The organism is Mycobacterium sp. NGS27, from assembly GCF_059813005.1.
Map to the genome: position 1 here is coordinate 340,762 of NZ_JCALDT010000006.1, position 26,444 is coordinate 367,205.

The 26,444-nt window shown below is 68.4% G+C and carries 23 protein-coding genes; 19 read left to right on the plus strand and 4 right to left on the minus strand.

Annotated elements, in window-relative coordinates:
• The first annotated feature begins 127 nt into the window (after positions 1–127).
• The 4 genes from AC5Y30_RS18685 to mnmA are packed head-to-tail and all read left to right on the plus strand — an operon-like array spanning position 128 to position 4,149.
• Entirely contained in the window at positions 128–964 is an 837-nt protein-coding gene (locus AC5Y30_RS18685) for a GNAT family N-acetyltransferase (RefSeq protein WP_499920139.1), read from the plus strand.
• Positions 961–1,851, plus strand: a complete 891-nt coding sequence (locus AC5Y30_RS18690; RefSeq protein ID WP_499920140.1) for a lysophospholipid acyltransferase family protein — start codon at positions 961–963, stop codon at positions 1,849–1,851. The genes AC5Y30_RS18685 and AC5Y30_RS18690 overlap by 4 nt, the downstream gene beginning before the upstream one ends.
• A 33-nt stretch (positions 1,852–1,884) precedes the next feature.
• Positions 1,885–3,072 carry a cysteine desulfurase family protein gene (locus tag AC5Y30_RS18695; protein WP_499920141.1) on the plus strand — a complete coding sequence of 396 codons (1,188 nt, stop codon included), beginning with the start codon at positions 1,885–1,887 and terminating at the stop codon, positions 3,070–3,072.
• Positions 3,073–4,149 (plus strand): tRNA 2-thiouridine(34) synthase MnmA, encoded by a 1,077-nt coding sequence (mnmA, locus tag AC5Y30_RS18700; protein WP_499920142.1) that lies wholly within the window; start codon positions 3,073–3,075, stop codon positions 4,147–4,149. It begins immediately after the preceding gene.
• Between the two features lie 6 nt (positions 4,150–4,155).
• Here the strand turns inward: mnmA and AC5Y30_RS18705 are convergent, their stop codons facing one another.
• Positions 4,156–4,800, minus strand: a complete 645-nt coding sequence (locus AC5Y30_RS18705; RefSeq protein ID WP_499920143.1) for a sensor domain-containing protein — start codon at positions 4,798–4,800, stop codon at positions 4,156–4,158.
• Positions 4,801–4,899: 99 nt separating this feature from the next.
• Between AC5Y30_RS18705 and AC5Y30_RS18710 the strand changes: the two genes are divergently transcribed.
• From AC5Y30_RS18710 to AC5Y30_RS18735, 6 genes are all read left to right on the plus strand, one after another.
• The gene (locus AC5Y30_RS18710) at positions 4,900–5,925 is read left to right on the plus strand and encodes a uroporphyrinogen decarboxylase/cobalamine-independent methonine synthase family protein (protein ID WP_499920144.1); all 1,026 of its coding nucleotides are present in this window, start codon (positions 4,900–4,902) and stop codon (positions 5,923–5,925) included.
• A 138-nt stretch (positions 5,926–6,063) separates the two neighbouring features.
• A complete protein-coding gene (ligA, locus tag AC5Y30_RS18715; RefSeq protein ID WP_499920145.1) occupies positions 6,064–8,145 on the plus strand; it encodes an NAD-dependent DNA ligase LigA in 2,082 nt (693 codons plus the stop codon).
• 4 nt (positions 8,146–8,149) lie between these two features.
• Complete coding sequence (locus AC5Y30_RS18720; RefSeq protein ID WP_499920146.1) at positions 8,150–9,262, plus strand: cystathionine gamma-lyase; 1,113 nt, start codon at positions 8,150–8,152, stop codon at positions 9,260–9,262.
• A gap of 61 nt (positions 9,263–9,323) precedes the next feature.
• Positions 9,324–9,932, plus strand: a complete 609-nt coding sequence (locus tag AC5Y30_RS18725; RefSeq protein ID WP_499920232.1) for a TetR/AcrR family transcriptional regulator — start codon at positions 9,324–9,326, stop codon at positions 9,930–9,932.
• Between the two features lie 151 nt (positions 9,933–10,083).
• Positions 10,084–10,530 (plus strand): MmpS family transport accessory protein, encoded by a 447-nt coding sequence (locus AC5Y30_RS18730; protein WP_499920147.1) that lies wholly within the window; start codon positions 10,084–10,086, stop codon positions 10,528–10,530.
• Entirely contained in the window at positions 10,527–13,436 is a 2,910-nt protein-coding gene (locus AC5Y30_RS18735; protein ID WP_499920148.1) for an MMPL/RND family transporter, read from the plus strand. Before AC5Y30_RS18730 ends, AC5Y30_RS18735 begins: the two co-directional genes overlap by 4 nt.
• Here the strand turns inward: AC5Y30_RS18735 and AC5Y30_RS18740 are convergent.
• Positions 13,433–14,089 (minus strand): ACT domain-containing protein, encoded by a 657-nt coding sequence (locus tag AC5Y30_RS18740; protein ID WP_499920149.1) that lies wholly within the window; start codon positions 14,087–14,089, stop codon positions 13,433–13,435. The genes AC5Y30_RS18735 and AC5Y30_RS18740 overlap by 4 nt on opposite strands.
• 116 nt (positions 14,090–14,205) lie before the next feature.
• Here AC5Y30_RS18740 and gatC point away from each other — a divergent pair, with 116 nt between their 5' ends.
• From gatC to gatB, 5 genes are all read left to right on the plus strand, one after another.
• Complete coding sequence (gene gatC, locus AC5Y30_RS18745; RefSeq protein WP_499920150.1) at positions 14,206–14,505, plus strand: Asp-tRNA(Asn)/Glu-tRNA(Gln) amidotransferase subunit GatC; 300 nt, start codon at positions 14,206–14,208, stop codon at positions 14,503–14,505.
• Complete coding sequence (gene gatA / locus AC5Y30_RS18750; protein ID WP_499920151.1) at positions 14,502–16,004, plus strand: Asp-tRNA(Asn)/Glu-tRNA(Gln) amidotransferase subunit GatA; 1,503 nt, start codon at positions 14,502–14,504, stop codon at positions 16,002–16,004. Before gatC ends, gatA begins: the two co-directional genes overlap by 4 nt.
• Positions 16,005–16,042: 38 nt before the next feature.
• Entirely contained in the window at positions 16,043–17,074 is a 1,032-nt protein-coding gene (locus AC5Y30_RS18755; protein ID WP_067355742.1) for an ATP-dependent 6-phosphofructokinase, read from the plus strand.
• A 315-nt stretch (positions 17,075–17,389) separates the two neighbouring features.
• Positions 17,390–18,310 carry a MinD/ParA family ATP-binding protein gene (locus tag AC5Y30_RS18760; protein ID WP_499920152.1) on the plus strand — a complete coding sequence of 307 codons (921 nt, stop codon included), beginning with the start codon at positions 17,390–17,392 and terminating at the stop codon, positions 18,308–18,310.
• Positions 18,311–18,511: 201 nt separating this feature from the next.
• Positions 18,512–20,026: an Asp-tRNA(Asn)/Glu-tRNA(Gln) amidotransferase subunit GatB gene (gene gatB, locus AC5Y30_RS18765; RefSeq protein WP_499920153.1), complete on the plus strand. Its 1,515-nt coding sequence runs from the start codon at positions 18,512–18,514 to the stop codon at positions 20,024–20,026.
• A 35-nt stretch (positions 20,027–20,061) separates the two neighbouring features.
• Here the strand turns inward: gatB and AC5Y30_RS18770 are convergent, their stop codons facing one another.
• Positions 20,062–21,192: a PQQ-dependent sugar dehydrogenase gene (locus AC5Y30_RS18770; protein WP_499920154.1), complete on the minus strand. Its 1,131-nt coding sequence runs from the start codon at positions 21,190–21,192 to the stop codon at positions 20,062–20,064.
• 261 nt (positions 21,193–21,453) lie between these two features.
• Between AC5Y30_RS18770 and AC5Y30_RS18775 the strand changes: the two genes are divergently transcribed.
• A complete protein-coding gene (locus AC5Y30_RS18775) occupies positions 21,454–22,311 on the plus strand; it encodes a DoxX family protein (protein WP_499920155.1) in 858 nt (285 codons plus the stop codon).
• Here AC5Y30_RS18775 and AC5Y30_RS18780 read toward each other — a convergent pair whose 3' ends face one another.
• The gene (locus AC5Y30_RS18780) at positions 22,312–22,668 is read right to left on the minus strand and encodes a PH domain-containing protein (RefSeq protein ID WP_499920233.1); all 357 of its coding nucleotides are present in this window, start codon (positions 22,666–22,668) and stop codon (positions 22,312–22,314) included.
• 355 nt (positions 22,669–23,023) lie between these two features.
• On the opposite strand from AC5Y30_RS18780, the gene AC5Y30_RS18785 reads away from it, so the two are divergent.
• The 3 genes from AC5Y30_RS18785 to ilvC are packed head-to-tail and all read left to right on the plus strand — an operon-like array spanning position 23,024 to position 26,427.
• Positions 23,024–24,892, plus strand: coding sequence for an acetolactate synthase large subunit (locus AC5Y30_RS18785; RefSeq protein WP_499920156.1), 1,869 nt, complete (start codon positions 23,024–23,026; stop codon positions 24,890–24,892).
• The gene (gene ilvN, locus AC5Y30_RS18790) at positions 24,892–25,392 is read left to right on the plus strand and encodes an acetolactate synthase small subunit (RefSeq protein WP_499920157.1); all 501 of its coding nucleotides are present in this window, start codon (positions 24,892–24,894) and stop codon (positions 25,390–25,392) included. The genes AC5Y30_RS18785 and ilvN overlap by 1 nt, the downstream gene beginning before the upstream one ends.
• Positions 25,393–25,425: 33 nt before the next feature.
• Positions 25,426–26,427: a ketol-acid reductoisomerase gene (ilvC, locus tag AC5Y30_RS18795; protein ID WP_499920234.1), complete on the plus strand. Its 1,002-nt coding sequence runs from the start codon at positions 25,426–25,428 to the stop codon at positions 26,425–26,427.
• Positions 26,428–26,444 lie beyond the last annotated feature (17 nt).

Here is a 26,444-nt window from a genome sequence, read left to right on the forward strand (position 1 = left end):
GCCGTCGCGTGCTGTGTGAGCCGCGTCGCACCGCAGGGGCCTGCGCGCACAGTTCGTCATCTGACGTGCACCGACACGTCACAGCGGCGATGCCGACTAGCTCATCGACTACGCCACGTTGGGGTTCATGAGCGTTGCTTCGGTCCTCATACCCAGCGAAAAGCCCACCGGCTCGCCGGCCGCACCCCGCTACTCCCTGTTGCTGTCCACCGACCCCGCCATGATCGAGGCCGCGCAGCGACTCCGGTACGACGTGTTCACCAGCACGCCGGGCTTCGCACTGCCGGCGGCCGACCAGGGTGGCCGGGACCTCGACCGGTTCGACGAGTTCTGTGACCACCTGCTGGTGCGCGACGACGACACCGGTGAGCTGGTCGGTTGCTACCGGATGCTGGCGCCTGCGGGGGCCATCGCGGCCGGCGGGCTCTACACCGCCACCGAGTTCGACATCCGCGCGCTCGACCCACTGCGGCCGTCGCTCGTGGAGATGGGACGCGCCGTGGTGCGCGAGGGGCATCGCAACGGCGGCGTCGTGCTGTTGATGTGGGCGGGCATCCTGGCCTATCTGGACCGCTACGGCTACGACCACGTGACCGGCTGCGTGTCGGTGCCCATCGGCGGCGAATCCGACGTGGCCTCCGGAAGCCAACTGCGCGGTGTCCGCGACTTCATCCTCAGCCGGCATGGGGCGCCACCGGAATATCGCGTGTACCCGTACCGGCCGGTGGTCGTCGACGGGAAGGGCATTGACGACATCGAGGCGCCGGCGCGCCCCTCGGTCCCCGCCTTGATGCGGGGTTACCTGCGGCTGGGCGCCCAGGTGTGCGGCGAACCGGCGCACGACCCGGACTTCGGCGTGGGCGATTTCTGCGTCCTGCTGGGCAAAGCGCACACCGACACCCGATACCTGAAGCGACTCCGATCGGTTTCCGCGGCGTCGGAAATGGCGGGCGGCCGGCGATGAAAGCGGGGCACTCGTGGCTTCCGCGCGCATCGTGCGATGCACGCTGTGTGGGTGCGAGCGCCGTGATGACGTCGAGCCCGCTGCGCAGCGCGCTGCGGATGACCCTGCGCTTGTCGCTGGCGCTGCTGTTGGCGCCCGGACTGCCGCTGCTGGCGGTGCCGTTGCCGGGCCGCACCCGAGTGCAGCGCATCTATTGCCGGTTGGTGCTGCGTTGCCTGGGCGTGCGAATCACCGTGACGGGCAACCCGATTCGTAACCTGAGTGGGGTGCTGGTGGTAAGCCCGCACATGTCCTGGGTCGACGTCTTCGCGATCGGGTCGGTGCTGCCCGGATCGTTCGTCGCGCGTGCCGACATGTTCACCGGCCCGGCGACCGGGATCGTCGCGCGCTTCCTGAAGATCATCCCGATCGAGCGGTCCAGTCTGCGGCGCCTGCCCGGTGTTGTCGACGCCGTCGCCCGCCGGCTGCGGGCCGGCCAGACGGTGGTGGCCTTCCCCGAGGGCACCACCTGGTGTGGTCAGTCCGGCGATGATGCCGCCCGCGTAGCGGGCGGAGGTGGAGCCGGACCATCCCACAGAGGTCGTGGCGCCTTCTACCCGGCGATGTTTCAGGCCGCCATCGACGCCGGCCGCCCGGTGCAGCCGCTGCGGCTGACCTACCACCACGTCGACGGCAGCCCCTCGACGGTGCCGGCCTTCGTCGGCGACGAGACCCTGCTGAGCTCGATCCGCCGGCTGCTCGTCGTGCCGTGCACGCTGGCGCGGCTGCACGTCGAGTCTCTCCAGCTCCCGGGGACCGACCGGCGCGCCCTGGCCGGCCGGTGCCAATCCGCGGTGGGTGCCGCAACCGCCCCGGGCGCTGGTCACGGGCACATGCTGGTGGCCTGAGCAAACCGGCGGGCCGGTATCGTGGGTCGCGTCATGGTCTACCTCGATCACGCCGCCACCACCCCGATGCACCCCGCCGCCGTCGAGGCGATGACGGCTGTGCTGGGCACGGTCGGCAACGCGTCGTCGCTGCACACCAGTGGCCGGGCGGCGCGGCGCCGCATCGAGGAATCCCGTGAGCTGATCGCCGACAGGCTGGGCGCGCGCCCCTCGGAGGTCATCTTCACCGCCGGCGGCACCGAGAGCGACAACCTGGCGGTCAAGGGCATCTACTGGGCACGCCGCGACGCCGAGCCACGCCGGCGGCGCATCGTCACCAGCGAGGTCGAACACCACGCCGTGCTGGACTCGGTCAACTGGCTCGTCGAACACGAGGGAGCCGAGGTCACCTGGCTTCCCACCGCCGCGGACGGTTCGGTGTCGGCGACGGCGCTGCGCGAGGTGCTCTCGCGCCACAGCGACGTCGATGACGTGGCTCTCGTGTCGGTGATGTGGGCCAACAACGAGGTCGGCACGGTCATGCCCGCCGCCGAACTCGCCGCCGTCGCCGCCGAATTCGGCGTGCCGATGCACAGCGACGCCATTCAGGCGGTGGGGCAGTTGCCGGTCGACTTCGCCGCCAGCGGATTGTCGGCGATGAGCGTGGCCGCGCACAAATTCGGCGGACCGCCGGCCGTGGGTGCGCTGCTGCTGCGTCGCGACGTCGCCTGCGTGCCGCTGGCGCACGGCGGTGGGCAGGAGCGCGACATCCGTTCGGGCACCGCCGATGTCGCCGGTGCGGTCGGGATGGCGGCGGCCGCCCGGATCTCGGTCGACGGGCTCGAGGCCAACAGCGCCCGGCTGCGCGCGTTGCGCGACCGTCTGGTCGACGGCGTGCTGGGCGGCATCGAGGACGTCACACTCAACGGCGCCCACGATCCGCAGCGCCTGCCCGGCAACGCGCATTTCACGTTCCGCGGCTGTGAGGGCGATGCGCTGTTGATGCTGTTGGACGCCAACGGAATCGAGTGCTCGACGGGGTCGGCGTGCACCGCCGGTGTCGCGCAGCCCTCGCACGTGCTGATCGCCATGGGCGCAGACGCGACCAGCGCTCGCGGGTCTCTGCGACTCTCGTTGGGTCACACCAGCGTTGACGCGGACGTAGACGCGGTGCTGCGGGTACTGCCCGGCGCGGTCGACCGCGCCCGTCGCGCCGCGCTGGCCGCCGCGGGGGCGTCCTAAGTGAAAGTGCTTGCTGCCATGAGCGGTGGCGTCGACTCGTCGGTCGCCGCCGCCCGGATGGTCGACGCCGGACATGACGTGGTCGGCGTGCACCTGGCGCTGTCCAGCGCGCCCGGCACGCTGCGCACCGGCTCGCGCGGGTGCTGCTCGAAGGAAGACGCCTCCGACGCGCGCCGCGTCGCCGATGTGCTCGGAATCCCGTTCTACGTCTGGGATTTCGCCGAAAGGTTCAAATCGGACGTCATCGACGAATTCGTGTCGTCGTATGCGCGCGGCGAGACCCCCAACCCGTGCGTGGTCTGCAATCAGAAGATCAAGTTCTCGGCGCTGTCGGCGAAAGCCGTTGCACTCGGGTTCGACACGGTGGTCACCGGCCACTACGCCCGGCTGCAGGACGGCCGGCTGCGTCGCGCCGTCGATCACGACAAGGACCAATCGTACGTGCTGGCCGTCCTGAGCGCCGAGCAGTTGCGCCACGCGGCGTTCCCGATCGGGGACACCCCCAAGCCGCAGATCCGGGCCGAAGCCGCCCGGCGCGGTCTGACGGTCGCCGAAAAGCCGGACAGTCACGACATCTGCTTCATCCCCTCGGGCAACACCCGCGCCTTCTTGGGCGAGCGCATCGGGGTGCGCCGCGGTGCGGTGGTCAATGCCGACGGAACCGTGCTCGCCGAGCACGACGGCGTGCACGGTTTCACCGTCGGACAGCGCAGGGGCCTCGGCATCGCCGGGCCGGGGCCCGACGGCGGCCCGCGCTACGTGACCTCGATCGACGCCGAGACCGGCACCGTGCAAGTGGGCGAGGCAGCCGATCTCGAGATACGCGAAATGGTCGGCCGGACACCGGTTTTCACCTCGGGCGTCACGCCCTCCGGCCCGGTGGAGTGCGCGGTGCAGGTGCGCGCGCACGGGGAAACAGCAGACGCGGTAGCCGAACTGGTCGACGACGAGCTGGTCGTGCGGCTGCGCGCGCCGATGCGCGGCGTGGCCCGCGGCCAGACGCTGGTGCTGTATCGGCCCGATCCCGACGGGGACGAGGTGCTCGGCAGCGCCATCATCGCCGGCACCACCCGCTGATCCGGGCTATCGCGGCATGTTCGCGGAGATATTCGTCATCACGATGTCGGACACCGATTGCGCGAACCCGCAGAAGGTGACCTCCAGCATGGCCACCGACAGGATCCGGTAGTCGCGGCCGCACCCGCCGGGCCGCAGGTGCAGCGAGGTGGCGTCGGCGTTCCAGTCACCGACGTAGAGCTGCCCGCTCGAGCCGTTCGCACAGTCGCCGACGGTGCTCACCAGGGCGCCGAAGGCACGGCGGGCGGTGTCGGCGTCGCGATAGGCCGCCGCGCCCTCGGAGATCAACGCGCCATCGGGTGGGTCCTGAAACGTCGTCTTGTGGAAGGCCTCGAGGTCGCGCCCGAACGTCGCCGTCTCGGCGTAGACGAACCGGCACTCGCGCGGCGCGTTATCGGCCAGCGCGTCGATGTCCACCGGGCTGGTGCCGTCCATCGACGGGATGATGGTCAGATGCTCACCGGCGCCGGTGATCGCACGCATCCGCGACTGGTCCAGCAGGATCGTGTCGACGTCGACGCCCTGCACCACCCTGCGGCCGGCGCCGGATCCCGCCACGGCCGCGCCGTCCACCACGCGCGAGCACGACGCCACCAGCGCCACCACCGCGCACAGCAGCGGTAGCCACGCCGATTTCGCCTTCTGCGACACGTCTTCGCACCCCTTTGGCGTTGAACCTACCCGCGCCGCCCCGCGGCACACAGACCCCTGCCAGCGGGCGGGCGGTGCGACGTCGAATACGGTTGTCCGGTGAGTGTTTTCACCCATCCCTTCGCGAGCGCCAGCGGCGTCGGGTCGTGGCCCGGCGTCGCAGCGCGCCGAGCGGCCGAAGTCGTGGTGGGTGAGCTCGGGGGCGCGCTGGCGCACATCGTCGAGCTGCCCGCGCGCGGAGTCGGCGCCGACCTGATCGGCCGGGCCGGCGCGCTGCTGGTCGACGTGGCCATCGACACGGTGCCGCGCGGCTACCGGCTTGCCGCCCGGCCCGGGGCGGTCACCCGCCGCGCCATCAGCCTGCTCGACGAGGACATGGACGCGCTCGAAGAGGCATGGGAAGCGGCCGGCCTGCGCAGCGACGGCCGGGTGGTGAAGGTGCAGGCGCCGGGCCCGATCACCCTGGCGGCCGAGATCGAGTTGGGCAACGGCCATCGGGCGATCACCGACCCCGGGGCCCTACGCGACCTGGCGGCGTCGCTGGCCGAGGGCGTGTCGGCGCATCGCGCGGGGCTGGCCCGCCGGCTCGAGGCGGAAGTGGTGGTGCAGTTCGACGAGCCGTCGCTGCCCAAGGCCCTGGGCGGCGCGCTGAGCGGGGTGACCGCGCTGAACCCGGTGGCGCCGATCGACGAGGAGGTGGCCGCCGGGCTGCTGGACACCTGCGCCCGAACCGTGGGCGGCGAGGTGCTGCTGCACTGCTGCGCTCCCGGCCTGCCATGGGATCTCCTGCAGCGCAGCATGTTTCGGGCCGTCTCGGTCGACGCCAGCGCACTGAACGCGGCGGATCTGGACGGTGTCGCCGAGTTCGTGGAGTCCGGCCGCACCGTCGCGCTGGGGGTGGTCGCAGGCAACGCTCCGCCGCGTCGCCCGTCGGCGCGGGAGGTGGCCGCCGCGGTGGTCGCGGTGACCGATCGCCTCGGCTTCGCCCGTGCGGCGCTGCGCGACCGCATCGGTGTGACGCCCGCGTGTGGTCTGGCCGGCGCGACGCCCGAGTGGGCGCGCACCGCGATCGAGCTCGCCCGCACAGCGGCCGAGATGTTCGCCGAGGATCCGGACGCCATCTGATTGCGTTCGGTGCGCCGAGATTGCCCCGATGGCTGTCACCCGGCCTCCGCGCGCGACCGCCACGGCAATCTCGCCGAGCCGACGAAGGGGAGTGCACGCGCCCGGTTTCGCGTCGGTGTCCTCGGATAGCCTGCCAAGGTGAGCGCAGCAGAAGCCGATTCGGTATCGCCCGAGGTTCGCCGGCAGTGGCAGGACCTGGCCGAAGAGGTTCGTGAACACCAGTTCCGCTACTACATCAAGGACGCGCCGATCATCTCGGACGCCGACTTCGACGCGATGTTCAACGAGCTTCTCGCGCTGGAGGAGCGTCATCCCGAACTCCGGGTGCCCGATTCGCCGACGCAGCTGGTCGGCGGGGCGGGTTTCGCCACCGAGTTCGCCGAGGCGGCGCACCTGGAGCGGATGCTGAGCCTCGACGATGTGTTCGATCGCGACGAGCTGGTGGCCTGGAGCAACCGCGTCGAGAACGAGGTCGGCAAGCAGCCGTACTACCTGTGCGAGCTCAAGATCGACGGGGTCGCCCTGGCGCTGGTGTACCGAGACGGCCGGCTGGAACGCGCCGCGACCCGGGGCGACGGCCGGGTCGGCGAGGACGTGACGCTCAACGCCCGCACCATCGACGACGTCCCGGAGCGGCTGTCCGCCAGCAAGGACTTCCCGATTCCCGCCCTGCTCGAGGTGCGCGGCGAGGCGTTCTTCCGGCTCTCCGATTTCGAGGCGCTCAACGCCAGCCTGGTCGAAGACGGCAAGCCGCCGTTCGCCAACCCCCGCAACAGCGCCGCGGGCTCGCTGCGCCAGAAGAACCCGGCCGTCACCGCCCGGCGCAAGCTGCGGATGATCTGCCACGGCATCGGCCGCACCGAGGGGTTCGCGCCGAAGACTCAGCACGAGGCCTACACCGCGCTGAGCGCGTGGGGGCTGCCGGTGGCCGAACAGACCGCGCGGGTGCGCGGCCTTGCCGCCATCGAGGAGCGGATCGGCTATTGGGGCGAGCACCGCTACGACCTCGAGCACGAAATCGACGGCGTGGTGGTCAAAGTCGACGACGTGGCGCTGCAACGCCGGCTCGGCACCACTTCTCGCGCGCCGCGCTGGGCCGTCGCGTACAAGTACCCGCCCCAGGAGGCACAGACCAAGCTGCTCGACATCCGCGTCAACGTCGGACGCACCGGGCGCGTCACCCCGTTCGCGTTCATGACGCCGGTGAAGGTGGCCGGGTCGACGGTGGGGCTGGCCACCCTGCACAACGCCGCCGAGGTGAAACGCAAGGGCGTGCTGATCGGCGACACGGTGATGATCCGCAAAGCCGGCGACGTGATCCCCGAGGTGCTCGGCCCCGTCGTCGACCTGCGCGACGGCTCCGAACGCGAATTCGTTATGCCCACCGCGTGTCCCGAGTGCGGCACCACGCTGGCGCCGGCCAAGGAGGGCGACGCCGACATCCGCTGCCCCAATGCCCGGTCGTGTCCGGCGCAGTTGCGGGAGCGGGTGTTTCACGTCGCCGGCCGCGGGGCGTTCGACATCGAGGGACTCGGCTACGAAGCCGCTACCGCGTTGCTGAAGGCCGGCGTGATCGCCGACGAGGGCGACCTTTTCACGCTCACCGAAGACGACCTGTTGCGCACCGAGCTGTTCCGGACGAAGGCAGGTGCCTTGTCCGCCAACGGCAGACGGCTGCTCGACAACCTGGACAAGGCCAAGAAGGTGGCGCTGTGGCGCGTCCTGGTGGCGCTGTCGATCCGGCACGTCGGGCCGACGGCCGCGCGTGCCCTGGCGACCGAGTTCGGCGATCTGGACTCGATCATGTCGGCGTCGACCGAGCGGCTGGCCGCGGTGGAAGGCGTCGGCCCGACGATCGCCGCCGCGCTCACCGAATGGTTCACCGTCGACTGGCACTGCGCGATCGTCGACAAGTGGCGGGCGGCCGGCGTGCGGATGGCCGACGAACGCGACACCAGTGTGCGGCGCACGCTTGAGGGGCTGACGGTGGTGGTCACCGGTTCGCTCGCCGGCTTCTCCCGCGACGACGCCAAGGAGGCGATCCTGACGCGTGGCGGAAAGGCGGCGGGCTCGGTGTCAAAGAAGACCGACTACGTGGTGGCCGGCGATTCGCCGGGTTCCAAGTACGACAAGGCGATTGAGCTGGGGGTGCCCGTCCTGGACGAGGACGGCTTCCGGAAGCTGCTGGCCGAGGGCCCGTCGGAAACCCCGGCGGAGTGAGGCGATGAGCGGCCGATACGGCGATTCCACCCGAAGCCTCAAAGCCGTTGATGTGCAAGCTGTTTCGGGGCAGCCGGTAGCACCGCAGGCGGTGCTCGCCGCCACCTACCACCTGTCCGACGACGAGACGGGCGCGCTGGACAGCTATGGTCGCAGCTCCAATCCGACCTGGCGGCAACTGGAGTCGGCGCTCGCCGAGCTCGAGGGTGCCACGGGCGCGCGGGTGTTCGGCTCGGGCATGGCGGCCATCAGCGCCGTCTTGCGCGCGCTGGCGACGCCGGGGTCGACGGTGGTGGTGCCGGCCGACGGCTACTACCAGGTGCGCCGCTACGCCCGCGAAGACTTGGCGCCCGGGGGTGTGACGGTCATCGAGGCGTCCAGCTCGCAGATCTATGACGCCGCCGCGGAAGCCGACGTGGTGCTGGCCGAAACGCCCACCAACCCGGCGCTGGACGTGATCGATGTGCACCGGTTGGCCGCCATCTGCCGGGGCCGCAACGCGCGCTTGATCGTCGACAACACCGCCGCGACCCCGCTTGGGCAACAGCCGTTGTCGTTGGGTGCCGACGCGGTGGTGGCCAGCGCGACCAAGGCGTTGTCGGGTCACGGTGACCTGCTGGCCGGCTACGTCGCCACCAACGAGCCCGAGCTGCTCGCCGCGGTGGAGCGACACAGGCTGCTCGCGGGTGCGATCGTGGGCGGGTTCGAGGCATGGCTTCTGTTGCGCAGCATGGGAACTGCCGGTTTGCGCTTCGAACGCCAATGCCAGAACGCCCGGGCTCTGGCGACCATGCTGGCCCGTCACCCGGCGGTGCGGGCGGTGCGCTACCCCGGATTGCCCGACGACCCGGCCCATCCGGTGGCGATGGCGCAAATGCGCCGATTCGGGTCACTGGTCTCGATCGAATTGGCCGACGCGGCCGCGGTGCACGCGCTGGTGGACCGTAGCGAACTGTTGATCGCGTCCACCAGTTTCGGCGGCCTGCACACGTCGGTGGACCGCCGGGCGCGCTGGGGAGACCCGGTCGCCGACGGATTCGCGCGCATCTCGCTGGGCATCGAAGACACCGACGACCTGCTCGCCGATGTCGAACGCGCGCTGATGGGCCTCCGCTGACGAAGTCACATTCGTCGCGTTCGACTGCGCCGAAATTGGTCCGCATCGCCTGAGCGGCTCTATCGTGGGCTCTATGACCCAGACGGCCGACCGGTGCGAGCAGGCATCGCCGTGGTCGCCGCGCGAGGCCGAGATATTGGCCGTGACCCTGGCGCTACTGCAGGAACACGGCTATGACCAGCTGACGGTGGACGCGGTGGCCAACGCCGCGCGCGCCAGCAAGGCCACGGTTTATCGCCGCTGGCCGTCCAAAGCCGAATTGGTGCTGGCCGCCTTCATCGAAGGTGTCCGTCAGGTGGCCGTGCCGCCGAACACCGGCACGCTGCGCGGCGACCTGCTGAGCCTGGGGGAGACCATCAGCCAGGAGTGTGGCCAGCACGCCGGCACCATCCGCGCGGTGATGGTCGAGGTGTCGCGGCACCCCGCGCTCAACGACGCCCTTCAGCACCAATTCCTCGATCAGCGCAAAGCCATGATCCAGCACGTGCTGCATCAGGCCGTCGACCGTGGCGAGATCACCGAGGACGTCATCACCGACGAACTCTGGGACCTACTGCCCGGATATCTCATCTTCCGGTCGATCATTCCCGGTCGCCCGCCCACGCGGGGAACCGTCAAAGCCTTCGTCGACGGGTTCCTCATTCCCGGCCTGACCAAGTCCGCCGGATAACCACACCGCCTTTTCCGCCCGCCCCGGAGAATATACGCGCGCGTCTCTTGTACAGTACGGTCCCGTACCGTACTGTCATAGCTGTCGATCACGATCCCGGGTTGGCAGGTGGACTGTGATCCTCCTCGCCCGATCTTTGAAAGGCTCACGGGTGAAAGGCTTTTCGATCGCATCCCTGGTGAGGCGGGGGTGGATGGTGCTCGTCGCCGTGGTGGTCGTCGCGCTCGCGGGATTCGGAATCTATCGGCTGCACGGAATCTTCGGGTCGCACAACAACACGTCGGCCAACAGCGGCCTGGCAGGCGAGATCGTCCCGTTCAACCCCAAACACGTCGTGCTCGAGGTGTTCGGCGCCCCGGGGGCGACCGCCACCATCAACTACCTCGACGTCAACGCCCAGCCGCAGCAAGTCAAGGACGCGCCCTTGCCGTGGTCGTTCACCATCACCAGCACCGAGCCCGCGGTGATCGGCAACGTCGTCGCGCAGGGCAACGGCGACACCCTGGGCTGCCGCATCACCGTCAACGGTGAAGTAAAAGACCAACGCACCGTCAACAAAGTCGACGCCTACACCTTCTGTCTGGATAAGTCTGGATGACAAACGATCACCAGTCGCGGCCGTTCGTGCCGCGCACCATCCGCCGGCTCGCGCTGCCGATTCTGCTGTTCTGGATCGGGCTGGCCGCCATCACGAACATCGCCGTGCCGCAGCTGGAAGACGTGGGGAAGACCCACAACGTGGCGCTCAACTCGCCAGATGCGCCGTCGCTCAAGGCGATCAAGCGCATCGGTGAAAAGTTCGGAGAGTTCGACACCGACAGCTCCGCGATGATCGTGCTGGAGGGCGACAAGCCGCTGGGCGCGGACGCCCACCGCTTCTACGACGAGATGGTCCGCAGAATCGAGCGGGACCACAAACACGTTCAACATGTCCAGGATTACTGGGGCGACACCCTGACCGCGGCGGGATCGCAGAGCAGCGACGGCAAGGCCGCCTATGTTCAGGTGAACCTTGCAGGCAACCAAGGCTCGGCGTTGGCCAACGAGGGCGTCGGGGCCCTGCGCGACATCATCGACCGCATGAAGCCGCCGCCGGGTGTCAAGACCTATGTGACCGGCGCGGCGCCGCTGATCTCCGACCAGTTCGACGTCGGCAGCAAGGGCACCGCGAAGGTCACCGGGATCACCGTCGGGGTGATCGCACTCATGTTGTTCTTCGTCTACCGCTCGGTGCTCACCACGCTGCTGGTGCTCGCCACCGTGCTCATCGAAATGTCCGCGGCCCGAGGCCTTGTCGCGTTTCTGGGCAACGCGGGAGTGATCGGGCTGTCGACCTATGCCACGAATCTGCTGACCCTGTTGGTGATCGCGGCGGGAACGGACTACGCGATATTCTTCGTCGGCCGCTATCAGGAGGCGCGCGGCACCGGAGAGGATCGCGAAAGGGCCTTCTACACCATGTATCACGGCACGACGCACATCGTGCTGGGTTCCGGGCTCACCGTGGCCGGTGCGGTAGCCTGCCTGAGCTTCACCCGATTGCCGTACTTCCAAAGTCTCGGCGTCCCAGCCGCGTTGGGAATTCTCGTCGCGCTGTTCGCCGCGCTCACCCTGGGTCCGGCGATCCTCACTTTGGGCGCCATGGTGGGCATCTTCGACCCCAAGCGCACGATCCGAACGCGTGGCTGGCGGCGGATCGGCACCGCCATCGTCCGCTGGCCCGGCGCCGTGCTCGCGGCGGCGTGCGTGCTGGCCCTGATCGGTCTGATCGCCTTGCCCGGCTACAAGACGAGTTACGACACCCGGCCCTATATGCCGGCCAGCGCGCCGGCCAACGTCGGTTACACCGCCGCCGAGAAGCATTTCTCCAGGGCGCGGCTGGAGCCCGAGCTGATGATGGTCGAAACCGATCACGACATGCGCAACCCGGAGAGCATGCTCGTCCTGGACAAGGTGGCCAAGGCGGTGTTCCACGTTCCCGGGGTCGCGCAGGTGCAGACCATCACCAGGCCGTTGGGCACCCCGCTCGTGCACAGCTCGCTCGCCTTCGTGGTCAGCAATTCCAGCGCGGCGCAGCAGCAAAACCTGACCTACCAACGTGATCGGGCCGACGACGCCCTCAAGCAGGCCAACGAACTGAACAAGACCATCAACATTTTGAAGCAGCAGTACGAGCTACAGCAGCAGCTCGCGGGCACCACCCACGACGAGACGCAAAGCTTTCACGACACGCTGGGCACCATCCAGGACCTGCGCGACAAGATCGCGAATTTCGACGACTTCTTCCGGCCGGTGCGCAGCTATTTCTATTGGGAGAAGCATTGTTACGACATCCCCGTCTGCTTCGCGTTCAGATCCCTGTTCGACGCGCTCGACGGCATCGATCAGCTCACCGAGAAATTCGAGAACCTGACGGCGTCCCTCGACAAGCTCGACGCACTGCAGCCGAAACTGACGGCGCTCATCCCGCCGCAGATCCAAAGCCAGCAGACCAACCGTGATTTGACTCTGGCGAATTACGCCACGCTGTCCGGCATTTACGCACAGACCGCCGCGGCGATCGACAACGCGACCGCGCTGGGGCGGGCCTTCGACGCGGCCAAGAACGACGACACCTTCTACCTGCCGCCCGAGGTCTTCAACAACCCGGACTTCAAACGCGGCCTGAAACTGTTCCTCTCGCCGGACGGCAAGGCCGCCCGCATGATCGTCACGCATGAAGGCGATCCCGCGACGCCCGAGGGTATTTCGCACATCGATCCGATCGCCAAGGCGGCGCATGAGGCGTTGAAGGGCACGCCCATGGCCGGTGCGGGAATCTATCTCGGCGGGACCGCCGCGACATACAAGGACATCCAAGACGGCGCCAAATACGACCTGATGATCGTGGCGTTCGCCGCGCTGAGCCTCATCCTGCTGATCATGATGATCATCACGCGCAGCCTGATCGCCGCGCTGGTCATCGTGGGCACGGTGGCCCTCTCGCTGGGGGCGTCCTTCGGTCTGTCGGTTCTGGTGTGGCAGTACATCTTCGGCGTCCAGCTGTACTGGGTCGTGCTCGCGTTGGCGGTGATCCTGTTGCTGGCGGTCGGATCCGACTACAACTTGCTGTTGATCTCTCGTTTCAAAGAGGAGATCCATGCCGGCCTCAACACCGGCATCATCCGGGCGATGGCCGGGTCCGGTTCCGTCGTCACCTCCGCCGGCATCGTTTTCGCCGTCACCATGTGTGCGTTCGTGTTCAGCGGTTTTCAGGTGCTCGGCCAGATCGGCACGACGATCGGCCTCGGCCTGCTGTTCGACACGCTGATCGTGCGGTCGTTCATGACGCCCTCTGTCGCAAGGCTTCTCGGGCGCTGGTTCTGGTGGCCGCAACGGGTGCGGCCGCGCCCGGCCAGCACCATGCTGCGCCCCTACGGCCCGCGCCCGGCGGTTCGGCAGCTGTTGCTGTGGGACGACGACGATCCGGTGGCGATGTCCGGATCGCACGCGCCCTCGCGCTAACGAAGCATGGTGGCGACGATCCCGGCGAGGTAGCCCAGCCGGGCGACCTCCGAGGGCCGGAATTCCGGGCCGGGGCGACCGAGCACCACCGCGGTATGCGGGTCGCCCAACGGGGCCGCGACCATCGTCACGTCCATGTCGCGCCACGCCTTCGGCACCCACTCGGCGCTGCCGTCCAGAGTCACGGCCCGCTCCAGCGGCAGCCACGGGGCCGAGTCTGCCTTGGTCTCCGGGGCGCCCGGACTGCCCGCCAGGCGCTGCAGCTCGCCGCCCGAACTGCGCAACACCGTGCACCAGCTGACGCGCAGCACCTTGGGCGCCTCGTTGGCGAGGACCTGCAGTCGGATTGCGTTGCCGTTGGCCGCCGCGACGTGGTCGAGCAGCTCGAGCTCGCGATGCGCTTCCAGCAGACCGGTGTGCGGGCGCACGCTGTCCACCCGGACACCGGACAGGGACTCGGCGGCGGTGATCAGCCGGTCCGGCATCGCCCCCGGCGGCAGTTCGATCACCAGGTCGTCGGTCGCGTAGCCCGCGCTGCGGTCCACGACGTCGAGCGACAAGATGTCGGCCCCCACCGAACCGAGCGCCACCGCCAGCGACCCCAGGCTGCCTGGCCGGTCGACGAGCTCGATGCGCAACAGATAGGAGGGCACGGCCAACACTGTCGCACAGCCCTGTGTCTTCTGCCCGCCGAGCGTCACGCCAGCGTGACGGTGGTCGCCGAATGTCACACCAGCGTGGCGGACACGGCGGGCTAGGCTTTGCAGTCGTGTCCCAGATCTCCCGCGACGAGGTAGCGCACCTGGCCCGGCTGTCCCGGCTGGCGCTGACCGACAGCGAGCTCGACAGCTTCGCCGGCCAGCTTGACGCCATCCTGACCCACGTCAGCCAGGTGCAGGCGGTCGATGTCACCGGCGTCGAAGCGACCGACAACCCGCTGAAGGACGTCAACGTCACCCGGCCCGACGAGTCGGCGCCGTGTCTGACGCAGGCCGAAGCGCTGGCCGAGGCGCCCGCGGCTGTCGACGGCCGCTTCGCGGTTCCGCAGATCCTGGGAGACAGCGAGTGAACGAGATCATCGTCTCCGACGCCGCCACGCTGGCCGCCCGGATCGCCGCCAAAGAGGTGTCGTCGGTCGAGGTCACCCAGGCGTGCCTGGACCAAATTCAGGCGACCGACGATCGCTACCACGCGTTCCTGCACGTGGCGGCCGACGCGGCGCTCGCGGCGGCAGCCGTCGTCGATAACGCGGTGGCCGCCGGGGAGCGGCTGCCGTCGCCGCTGGCCGGGGTCCCGCTGGCGCTCAAAGACGTCTTCACTAGCTCCGACATGCCCACCACCTGCGGGTCGAAGATCCTCGAGGGCTGGCGCTCGCCTTACGACGCCACCGTCACCTCGCGGTTGCGCGCCGCCGGAATCCCGATCCTCGGCAAGACAAACATGGACGAGTTCGCGATGGGCAGCTCGACCGAGAACTCCGCCTACGGCCCGACCCGCAATCCCTGGGACGTCGATCGGGTGCCCGGCGGCTCCGGCGGCGGCAGCGCCGCCGCGCTGGCCGCGTTCCAGGCACCGCTGGCGATCGGATCCGACACCGGAGGCTCCATTCGGCAGCCCGCCGCGCTCACCGCGACCGTCGGAGTCAAGCCCACCTACGGCACGGTGTCGCGCTACGGCCTGGTGGCGTGCGCGTCGTCACTGGATCAGGGCGGTCCGTGCGCACGCACCGTGCTGGACACCGCGTTGTTGCATCAGGTGATCGCCGGGCACGACAGCCGCGACTCGACGTCCGTCGACGCTGCGGTGCCCGACGTCGTCGGCGCCGCGAAGGCCGGCGCGGCCGGTGATCTCAAGGGCGTGCGGGTCGGTGTGGTCAAGCAGCTGCGCGGCGAGGGCTACCAGCCCGGCGTGCTCAGGGCTTTCGAGGCCGCCGTCGAGCAGCTGACCGCCCTGGGCGCCGAAGTGAGCGAGGTCGACTGCCCGCACTTCGAGTACGCGCTGGCCGCCTACTACCTGATCCTGCCGTCGGAGGTGTCGAGCAACCTGGCCCGCTTCGACGCGATGCGCTACGGGCTGCGGGTCGGCGACGACGGCAGCCACAGCGCCGAAGAAGTGATGGCGATGACGCGGGCGGCCGGCTTCGGGCCGGAGGTCAAGCGGCGCATCATGATCGGCACCTACGCGCTGTCGGCCGGTTACTACGACGCCTATTACAACCAGGCGCAAAAGGTGCGCACCCTGATCGCCCGCGATCTCGACGAGGCCTACCGCGCGGTGGACGTGGTGGTGTCGCCCGCGACCCCGACGACGGCGTTCCGGCTGGGTGAGAAGGTCGACGATCCGCTGGCGATGTACCTGTTCGACCTGTGCACCCTGCCGCTCAATCTGGCGGGGCATTGCGGCATGTCGGTGCCGGCCGGTCTGTCGCCGGACGACGGCCTGCCGGTCGGCCTGCAGATCATGGCGCCCGCGCTGGCCGACGACCGGCTCTACCGGGTCGGCGCCGCCTACGAGGCGGCCCGCGGACCGCTGCCTTCGGCGCCCACCGTGGGGACTGTCGGCGGCTAATCGCGCCATTACGCCGCCACCCCAGGCAAGATGAGGGGATGCGGATCGGAGTGCTCACCGGGGGCGGCGACTGCCCCGGGCTCAACGCGGTCATCCGGGCAGTGGTGCGAACGTGCGACTCCCGATACGGCTCGTCGGTGGTCGGGTTTCAGGACGGCTGGCGCGGGCTGCTGGAGAACCGGCGCGTCCAGCTGCAGAACGACGACCGCAACGACCGCCTGCTGGCCAAGGGTGGCACCATGCTGGGCACCGCCCGCGTGAATCCCGACAAACTGCGGGCCGGGCTGAACCAGGTCAAGCAGACCCTCGACGACAACGGGATCGACGTCCTGATCCCGATCGGAGGGGAAGGCACGCTGACGGCCGCGCACTGGCTTTCGGAGGAGAACGTTCCCGTCGTCGGTGTGCCGAAGACCATCGACAACGACATCGATTGCACTGACGTGACTTTCGGTCACGACACCGCATTGACCGTCGCCACCGACGCCATCGACCGGCTGCACAGCACCGCCGAATCGCACCAGCGGGTGATGCTGGTCGAGGTGATGGGCCGCCACGCCGGCTGGATCGCACTGAACGCGGGCCTGGCTTCGGGCGCGCACATGACGTTGATACCCGAGCAGCCCTTCGACGTCGAAGAGGTCTGCCGGCTGGTCAAAAGGCGCTTCCAGCGCGGAGATTCGCACTTCATCTGCGTGGTCGCCGAGGGTGCAAAACCTATTCCCGGATCGATTGCGTTGCGGGAAGGAGGAATTGACGAATTCGGTCACGAAAAGTTCACCGGCGTGGCCGCCCAGCTCGGCGCCGAAGTGGAAAAGCGGATCAACAAAGACGTCCGGGTGACCGTGTTGGGACACGTCCAGCGGGGAGGCACCCCGACGGCCTACGACCGGGTGCTGGCCACCCGGTTCGGGGTGAACGCGGCCGACGCCGCGCATGCCGGGGAATACGGCCAAATGGTGTCGCTGCGCGGGCAGGACATCGGCCGGGTGGCTTTGGCGGACGCGGTGCGTCAGCTCAAGCTGGTGCCGGAAAGTCGCTACGACGACGCCGCCGCGTTCTTCGGTTAACCGTTGGGCGCGTGGCGAATAACGGTGTAACTGTGCGTTGAATTTGTCCGCCGATGAAGAACGTTTCGCGTTTGTCGCAGTTTGGTGGTTTCCGGACTGCTATTTCGGGGTTATACCGGGAGTATGAATAACCGCGGTTCGACTCGCGGATCAGTTCGGCAATCCGCGGCAGCGGCGGGGCCACCGGGCCCGCCGAACCACAAGCCGGGTGGGCACAAGTGGCAAATCGAGGGCGATCCCGCAGCGTCCACCGTGCCGCAGTCGCGCGGTCCGAACCAACAGAGGGACAGACCACCCGGGGCGCCGCCCCGGCGGGTGCCGTCATCGCCACGTCCCGAACCGACGCTGGGTGCCACCGCGCTGGACCGCTTCGACATGCGCGACCCGGACGCCGAAGGGTTCAACTGGCGACAGCTGCTTCAGCGCATCACCGGCATCGAGCTCGGCCCGGGCAAAAACACGGCCTACGAAAACGAGCTGCGGCAACGTATCCGCGTGACTGTAGGCGGTGCCTTTCCCATCGCGGTGCTCAACCTCAAGGGCGGGGTCGGCAAAACGACTGTGGTGGAGGCGCTCGGGTCGACGTTCGCCGCCGTGCGCGACGACCGGGTGATCGCCCTCGACATCGACGCCGGAGACCTGGCGGAGCGCCACGGCCTTCGCAACCCGCACAGCCTGGCCGACCTTCTGCACGGCAGCCCGGCGGCACAGTACGAGGACATCCGCGCGCTGACGTACATGAACGGCTTTGGGCTGGAAGTGCTCGGGCTGCCCGACACCGACTGGCGCCTGGACCGCCGCGACATGCTGCGAGCCTTCTCGATGCTGCGCAACCAGTATTCGCTGGTGCTGGTCGACTGCGTCAAAACGCTCAATTCCGCTGTGATGGACGCGGTCTTACCTGAATCGCGAGCCCTGGTGGTGGTCACCAGCCCCGCCATCGATGCGGTACGCAAAACACGGGCGACACTGGAGTGGTTGCGCCACAACGGTTATCAATCCTTGATGCAGTGCACCGTGCTGGCCATCAATCACGTCGAGCCGGCGAAAGTGGACGGTGTGGCCGTCACGGAACTAGACCGACTGTCCGCCCGCGTCGGCGCCACGGTAGTGCTGCCATTCGATCGGCACGTGCACGATGGCCGAAAGATTGCGCTGGACCGGTTGAGCAAGGAGAGCCGTCGCTGTTATCTGGAGATGGCGGCGGTGCTGGCCGATATGTTCCCGGGCCGGTAGGGGCGGTTCGCGATCACCACGGTGTTGATTGGTGGTGACCCGCTTCGCCCGGCTCCGCCGCGCTCGCGATCACCACGGTGTCGATCGGTGGTGACCCGCTTCGCCCGGCTCCGCCGCGCTCGCGATCACCACGGTGTCGATCGGTGGTGACCCGCTTCGCCCGGCTCCGCCGCGCTCGCGATCACCACTAGGATCGGGCGCATGAGTGTTGCCGCCAGCGCCGATCTGATGGATTACGACGACGTCATCGCGCGTTTCGATCCGGTACTCGGCCTCGAGGTGCATGTGGAGCTGTCCACCGTCACCAAGATGTTCTGCGGCTGCACCACCGCTTTCGGCGCCGAACCCAACACCCAGGTATGCCCGGTGTGCCTCGGCCTGCCCGGCTCGCTGCCCGTGCTCAACCAGAACGCAGTCGAGTCGGCCATTCGCATCGGGTTGGCGCTGAACTGCGAGATCGTGCCGTGGTGTCGCTTCGCCCGGAAGAACTACTTCTATCCGGACCAGCCGAAGAACTACCAGATCTCGCAGTACGACGAGCCCATCGCCATCAACGGCTACCTGGAGGCCCCGCTGGAGGACGGCACCACCTGGCGGGTCGAGATCGAGCGCGCGCACATGGAGGAGGACACCGGCAAGCTCACCCACATCGGCAGTGAGACGGGCCGCATCCACGGCGCGACCACGTCGCTGATCGACTACAACCGCGCCGGCGTGCCATTGATCGAGATCGTCACCAAGCCCATCGAGGGCGCCAGGGCACGGGCGCCGCAGATCGCCCGCGCCTACGTGACGGCGTTGCGAGACCTGCTGCGCGCCTTGGATGTATCCGACGTCCGGATGGATCAGGGCTCAATGCGTTGTGACGCCAATGTGTCCTTGAAGCCGATCGGGACGACCGAGTTCGGTACCCGGACCGAGACCAAGAACGTCAACTCGCTGAAAAGCGTTGAGGTGGCGGTGCGCTACGAGATGCAACGCCAGGCCGCGGTTCTGGCGTCCGGTGGTCGAATCATCCAGGAAACACGGCACTTTCACGAGGCCGGGGGCTACACCAGCCCCGGCCGCACCAAGGAGACCGCCGAGGACTACCGGTATTTCCCCGAACCGGACCTGGAGCCCGTCGCGCCCAGCCGGGAACTGGTCGAGCGGCTGCGCCAGACCATTCCCGAACTGCCGTGGTTGAGCCGCAAACGCATTCAGGACGAGTGGGGCATCTCCGACGAGGTGATGCGCGACCTGGTCAATGCCGGGGCCATCGAGTTGGTTACCGCGACCATTGGGCACGGCGCGTCCAGCGAGCAGGCCCGCGCCTGGTGGGGAAACTTCTTGATGCAGAAGGCCAACGAGGCCAACGTGGCGCTGGATGAGCTGGCCATCACGCCCGCCCAGGTCGCCGCGGTGGTGGCGCTGGTCGACGACGGCAAGCTGTCCACGAAGCTGGCCCGCCAGGTGGTCGAGGGTGTCCTGGCCGGGGAGGGCGAGCCCGAAGAGGTGATGACCGCCCGCGGGCTGGCGTTGGTGCGCGATGACTCGGTGACCCAGGCCGCGGTGGACGAGGCGCTGGCCGCCAATCCCGATGTGGCAGAGAAGATCCGCGGCGGCAAGGTGGCCGCGGCCGGCGCGATCGTCGGCGCGGTGATGAAGGCCACCCGCGGCCAGGCCGACGCGGCACGGGTGCGGGAGCTGGTGTTGGCCGCCTGCGGCCAGGGCTAGCGGGCTGATCGTCCGCCACCACGACGCGCGAGCGGTCAGCTCTTGTCGTCGCTGTTGCGCGGGAATCCGCCGCCCTGCGGGAAGAGCGGGAAGACGACGTCGTCCAGCTTCTCGGCGTCCCCGGCCGTCTTGTTAACCGTTGCGCCCCAGACGTTTCCATCAGGCGACATGCGCAGCGCCCAGGCGTGGGCGTGGGTGTCCTTGCGGACTACGTCGGGCTCACCGGTGACCGCGCCGGTGGCCGGTGCCAGCCGGACAGCGACCGTCAGCTTGGTGTTGATCAGGTTGACCAACACGGTGCCGTCCATCGCCGCGCAGCCGGCCACGCCCGGCTTGTCCGGCCAGGTCCACACCGTGGAGACGTCCGATGTCTTGGTGATGCGCTGCAAGCGATCTGCGGTCGGGGTGCGGTCGGCGACGTACAGCGAGCCGTCGACCGGGTCCGTGCACAGGCCGCCGCCGGAGCCCACCCCGGACAACGCCGTCGTCGGTGGCGCCTGGCCCACGGTGGTGGGCTGCTCGATCCGCAGCACCTTGCCCGCCAGCGATTTGGGGTCGGCGGCCAGCGCCGGGTTGCCCGCGTCGCCGGTCATCACGACCAGCGTGGTGGGGCTGGTGAAGGTCAGCGCTCCGGTGTTTCCGGTGGCGCCCTTGGGGATTCCGGTCAGGATGTCCTTGGGGATGTCGCCGTCGGCCACCCGGATGACCCGGTTGTCGCTCGGCGTGCTGATGTAGGCGTACATCAGACGGTCCTGCTTGTAGGTGGGCGACATGACGATGTCCATCAAGCCGCCATCGCCGGAGCCGTCCACCGGGATCACCGTCTTCACCTTCGGCTCGGCGCTGACGGAAATCTCCTTGACCGCGCCGGTGGTGCGCTCGGCGACGAGCGCGGTTTTGCTGTCGGGCCCCATGATCAGGCCGCTGGTGCTCTCCAGGCAGCCCTGCATCACACCGGGGGCGGGACAGGCCTTGGGGAACGGTGTGGGCGGCAGCGGCGGCGGCGGGGGAGGCGTCGAGCTGGGCTGCGGCTTGAGCTCGGGGGCGGTGGTGAACGGTTGCGACTGGGCGTCGTTGAAGCGCGCGCACCCGCTCGTCACCAGCACGATGGCGCACAGCGCGGCGAACCCGCGCCGAACCGACCGCCTCGATCGCCCTAGTCGCATGACCGTCAGGCTACGGACAGTTCCAGCGGCGCCGCCACACACGTCCCTCTTGTCCGACGCCGAACGCTCGATCCGGCCGCGTCGCCACCCCGACCCGAAGCCGCCTTCGGTCGGACCGGCGATCGGCCGGGGGCGCCGGGACCGGTTTGCGGGCCCATTCGGGGCCCATCAGGACCGGTTTGGCGGGCAAACCGCCGATTGCCAGGCGAAAGCGCCGCTCAAATCCCCAATTCAGGGCCGAATGCCCTTACCCTGACACCCGTGACCAGTCAAGCGAATGACGCACATTGGCAAAGGCCCGGCGAATCCCCGGAGCCGACCCCGGGACGCCCCGCCTCGGCGCGGCTGGTCGATCCCGAAGATGACCTGACGCCAGTCGGCTACCCGGGCGACTTCAACCCGTCTACCGGGACCACCACCGTCATCCCCTACGGCGGCGCCGCCGCAGTCGCCGGCTCCGGCGCGGGGGGCTACCACCTGCTGGAACAGCAGGAACCCTTGCCCTACGTCCAACCGCATTCGGCGGCCCGGCATGATTCCGGGTCCGTCGAGGTCGACGACGATGAACACCACGACCGGTGGCCCGATGTCGGCCGGCGTGGAACGCAGCATCTCGGTTTGCTGCTGCTGCGTGTCGGGCTGGGCGTGGTGCTCGGCGCCCACGGACTGCAGAAGCTGTTCGGCTGGTGGGGCGGCTCGGGCGTTGCGGGGTTCAAGAACTCGCTGTCCGATGTCGGCTACCAGCACGCCGACATCCTCGCCTACGTGAGCGCCGGCGGGGAGGCCGTGGCGGGAGCGCTGCTGATACTCGGCCTGTTCACCCCCATCGCGGCGGCCGGAGCGCTGGCGTTTTTGATCAACGGCCTACTGGCCAGCGTGTCGGCGCGGCCGCACTCGCGCACCTTCTCGTTCTTCCTGCCCGAGGGCCACGAATACCAGATCACCCTGATCGTCATGGCCGCCGCTGTCGTGCTGTGCGGTCCCGGCCGCTACGGCCTGGACGTGCGCCGCGGTTGGGCGCACCGCCCCTTCATCGGGTCCTTTGTCGCGCTGCTGGCCGGCGTCGCGGCCGGTGTCGGAGTGTGGGTGGCGCTCAACGGGGTGAATCCGATCGGCTGATCACCGGTAGGGGTTGGGCACCCGCCCCGCGCTGGCCTCGGTCAGCTCCGGCAGGGTGGAGAACGTGACCGCGGGCAGCCGCAGCTCGGCGCCGCTCTTGAGCCGCGCGCGTCCCCACGAACCGCGGTGAAAGCGCAGCCCGTCGATTTCGTCCCAGCGCACCTTCTGGCTGCCGAACAGCGTCCGAACGGTCACGCCCTGGTCGTCGGCGACGGTGCGTAACCGGACGATCAACGCCGACAGCAGCACCGGAATGAGCAGCAGCGGAAGCGACGGCGGCCACAGCAGCACCGGAATCAGCAGCCCCAGGGTCAAGAATCCGACGGCCAGGTGCGCTATCGGCGACACCTTGATCACGACGGGCGCTGTCGACGGGGTTTGGGGAGACGAACCGGTGGCCACCCCACCATCATTTCATCCGCCACCGGGATTGATCCCGCGAAGCGCTCCGCCGCCAACCCAGTGGTAAGCGGCGCGCCTCCGGTGACGGATTTGACTGCTGAGCTGTGCGAAGGCTACCGTCGGACGCTATGGATACCTCCGGAAAGCCCGGGATGCTCGTAGTAATTAGTCGGCGCGTTGGTGCCTGACTTGACCTTCAGCATCTGAAGCAATCCAGAACCAACGCGCAACCCTCGTGCAGCAGATGAGCTGTCGGGGGTTTTTTGTTGCCCCCAGCGAGACTCCCGGAATGAATGAGGACTGAACGACAGTGAGCGCTCCCATCAGGCAGCACGCCTCCGCGACACCGGACGCCGCGGACATCGCCACGGACGCGGCCCTGCCCGCCGCGAAGTCCGTCGCCGGCAAGCCGAAACGTATCGGGCCCGAGCAACTCACCGGCGCACAATCGGTGATCCGCTCGCTGGAGGAACTCGGCGTAGAGGTCATCTTCGGCATTCCCGGCGGCGCGGTGCTGCCGGTGTATGACCCGCTGTTCGACTCGAAGAAGTTGCGCCACGTGCTGGTCCGGCACGAGCAGGGCGCCGGACATGCCGCCAGCGGCTACGCGCACGCCACCGGCAAGGTCGGCGTCTGCATGGCGACGTCGGGACCCGGGGCCACCAACCTGGTGACCCCGCTGGCCGACGCCCAGATGGATTCGATTCCCGTCGTGGCCGTCACCGGCCAGGTCGGACGCTCGCTGATCGGCACCGACGCCTTCCAGGAAGCCGACATCTCGGGCATCACGATGCCGATCACCAAGCACAACTTCCTGGTCCGCTCGGGCAACGAGATCCCGCAGGTGCTCGCGGAGGCGTTTCACATCGCCTCCTCGGGCCGACCCGGCGCGGTGCTCGTCGACATCCCCAAAGACGTTCTGCAGGGCCAGTGCACGTTCAGCTGGCCGCCGCGGGTCAACCTGCCCGGATACAAGCCGACCACCAAACCGCACAGCCGGCAGATCCGTGAGGCCGCCAAGCTGATCGCGGCCGCCCGCAAGCCGGTGCTCTACGTGGGCGGCGGTGTCATCCGCGGTGAGGCGACCGAGCAACTCTACGAACTGGCCGAGCTGACCGGCATCCCCGTGGTGACCACGCTGATGGCGCGCGGGGCGTTCCCGGACAGCCACCCGCAGCACATGGGCATGCCCGGCATGCACGGCACCGTCGCCGCGGTGGCGGCGCTGCAGCGCAGCGACCTGCTGATCGCGCTGGGAACCCGCTTCGATGACCGGGTGACCGGCAAGCTGGACACCTTCGCCCCCGAAGCCAAGGTCATTCACGCCGACATCGACCCGGCCGAGATCGGTAAGAACCGCCACGCCGACGTCCCGATCGTCGGCGACGTCAAGGCCGTCATCGCCGAGCTGCTCGAGTTGCTGCGCCAGGACGGGATTCCCGGCAAGCTCGACATGACCGAGTGGTGGGCCTACCTGAACGAAGTTCAGTCCACCTATCCGCTGAGCTACGACCCGCAGAGCGACGGCAGCCTGGGCCCGGAGTACGTCATCGAAAAGCTCGGTCAGTTGGCCGGTCCGGACGCCCTGTACGTCGCCGGCGTCGGCCAGCACCAGATGTGGGCGGCCCAATTCATCTCCTACGAGAAGCCGCGCACCTGGCTCAACTCCGGCGGGCTGGGCACGATGGGGTTTGCCATTCCGGCGGCCATGGGCGCCAAGATGGCCCGCCCGGACGCCGAGGTTTGGGCGATCGACGGCGACGGCTGCTTCCAGATGACCAACCAGGAGCTGGCCACCTGCGCGGTCGAGGGCATCCCGATCAAGGTGGCGCTGATCAACAACGGCAACTTGGGCATGGTGCGCCAGTGGCAGACCCTGTTCTACGACGAGCGCTACTCGCAGACCGACCTGGCCACGCACTCGCATCGCATCCCCGACTTCGTGAAGCTCGCGGAGGCGCTCGGCTGCGTCGGAATGCGTTGCGAGCGTGCGGAAGACGTCGAAGACGTGATCAATGCGGCGCGCGCGATCAACGACCGCCCGGTGGTGATCGACTTCATCGTCGGCGCCGACGCGCAGGTGTGGCCGATGGTGGCCGCCGGCACCAGCAATGACGAGATCCAGGCGGCGCGCGGAATCCGCCCGCTGTTCGACGACGAGAGCGAAGGCCACGCCTGATGAACACCCATACCCTGTCGGTGCTGGTCGAGGACACGCCCGGCGTGCTCGCCCGGGTGGCGGCGCTGTTCTCGCGGCGCGGGTTCAACATCGAATCGCTGGCCGTCGGTGCCACCGAGCAGAAGGACATGTCCCGGATGACGATCGTGGTCTCCGCCGAGGAGACCCCGCTCGAACAGATCACCAAGCAGCTCAACAAGCTGATCAACGTCATCAAGATTGTCGAACTGGACGACGACAACTCGGTGTCGCGGGAATTGGCGATGATCAAGGTGCGCGCCGACGCGGGCACCCGCAGTCAGGTGATCGAAGCGGTGAACCTGTTCCGCGCCAAGGTGATTGACGTTTCCACCGAAGCGCTGACGATCGAGGCGACGGGTGACCGCGGCAAGATCGAGGCGCTGCTGCGGATCCTGGAACCCTTCGGGATTCGCGAGATAGTCCAATCGGGAGTGGTGTCGTTGTCCCGCGGTCCGCGCGGCATCGCCACGGCCAAGTAACACACGAGGAGATATTCAACAGTGGCACTAGAAATGTTCTACGACGACGATGCCGACCTGACCATCATCCAGGGCCGCAAGGTCGGTGTCATCGGGTACGGCAGCCAAGGGCACGCGCACTCGCTGAGCCTGCGTGATTCCGGGGTGCAGGTGAAGGTGGGTCTCAAGGAGGGTTCGAAGTCGCGGGCCAAGGTCGCCGAACAGGGCCTGGACGTCGACACCCCGGCCGAGGTCGCCAAGTGGGCGGACGTGATCATGCTGCTGGCGCCCGACACCGCTCAGGCGGACATCTTCAAAAACGACATCGAGCCCAACCTGAAGGACGGCGACGCGTTGTTCTTCGGTCACGGGCTCAACATCCACTTCGACCTGATCAAGCCGCCGGCCAACGTCACCGTCGCGATGGTCGCCCCCAAGGGTCCCGGCCACCTGGTGCGTCGTCAGTTCGTCGACGGCAAGGGTGTGCCCGCCCTGATCGCCGTCGACCAGGACCCCACCGGCGACGGCGAGGCGCTTGCCCTGTCCTACGCCAAGGCCATCGGCGGCACCCGCGCCGGCGTCATCAAGACCACCTTCAAGGACGAGACCGAGACCGACCTGTTCGGTGAGCAGGCCGTGTTGTGCGGTGGCACAGAGGAATTGGTGAAAACCGGTTTCGACGTGATGGTCGAGGCGGGCTACCCGCCGGAAATGGCCTACTTCGAGGTGCTGCACGAGCTGAAGCTGATCGTCGACCTGATGTACGAGGGCGGCATCGCCCGGATGAACTACTCGGTGTCCGACACCGCGGAATTCGGCGGCTACCTGTCCGGTCCGCGCGTGATCGACGCCGGCACCAAGGAGCGGATGCGAGAAATCCTGCGCGACATCCAAAGCGGCGACTTCACCAAGAAGCTGGTCGCCAACGTCGAAGGCGGCAACAAGCAACTCGAGCAGCTGCGCAAGGAAAACGCCGAGCACCCCATCGAGGTCACCGGCAAGAAGCTGCGCGACCTGATGAGCTGGGTCGACCGGCCGATCACCGAAACCGCCTAGCGTCTTTGTGTCACGCT

Excerpts from the sequence above, each read along its gene's own strand:
- ilvC (WP_499920234.1), top strand. The coding sequence starts at position 25,426 with ATGTTCTACGACGACGATGCCGACCTGACCATCATCCAGGGCCGCAAG.
- AC5Y30_RS18735 (WP_499920148.1), top strand. The coding sequence starts at position 10,527 with ATGACAAACGATCACCAGTCGCGGCCGTTCGTGCCGCGCACCATCCGC.
- AC5Y30_RS18685 (WP_499920139.1), top strand. The coding sequence starts at position 128 with ATGAGCGTTGCTTCGGTCCTCATACCCAGCGAAAAGCCCACCGGCTCG.
- AC5Y30_RS18770 (WP_499920154.1), bottom strand. The coding sequence starts at position 21,192 with ATGCGACTAGGGCGATCGAGGCGGTCGGTTCGGCGCGGGTTCGCCGCG.
- gatB (WP_499920153.1), top strand. The coding sequence starts at position 18,512 with ATGAGTGTTGCCGCCAGCGCCGATCTGATGGATTACGACGACGTCATC.
- AC5Y30_RS18690 (WP_499920140.1), top strand. The coding sequence starts at position 961 with ATGAAAGCGGGGCACTCGTGGCTTCCGCGCGCATCGTGCGATGCACGC.
- AC5Y30_RS18695 (WP_499920141.1), top strand. The coding sequence starts at position 1,885 with ATGGTCTACCTCGATCACGCCGCCACCACCCCGATGCACCCCGCCGCC.
- ilvN (WP_499920157.1), top strand. The coding sequence starts at position 24,892 with ATGAACACCCATACCCTGTCGGTGCTGGTCGAGGACACGCCCGGCGTG.
- AC5Y30_RS18755 (WP_067355742.1), top strand. The coding sequence starts at position 16,043 with ATGCGGATCGGAGTGCTCACCGGGGGCGGCGACTGCCCCGGGCTCAAC.
- AC5Y30_RS18720 (WP_499920146.1), top strand. The coding sequence starts at position 8,150 with ATGAGCGGCCGATACGGCGATTCCACCCGAAGCCTCAAAGCCGTTGAT.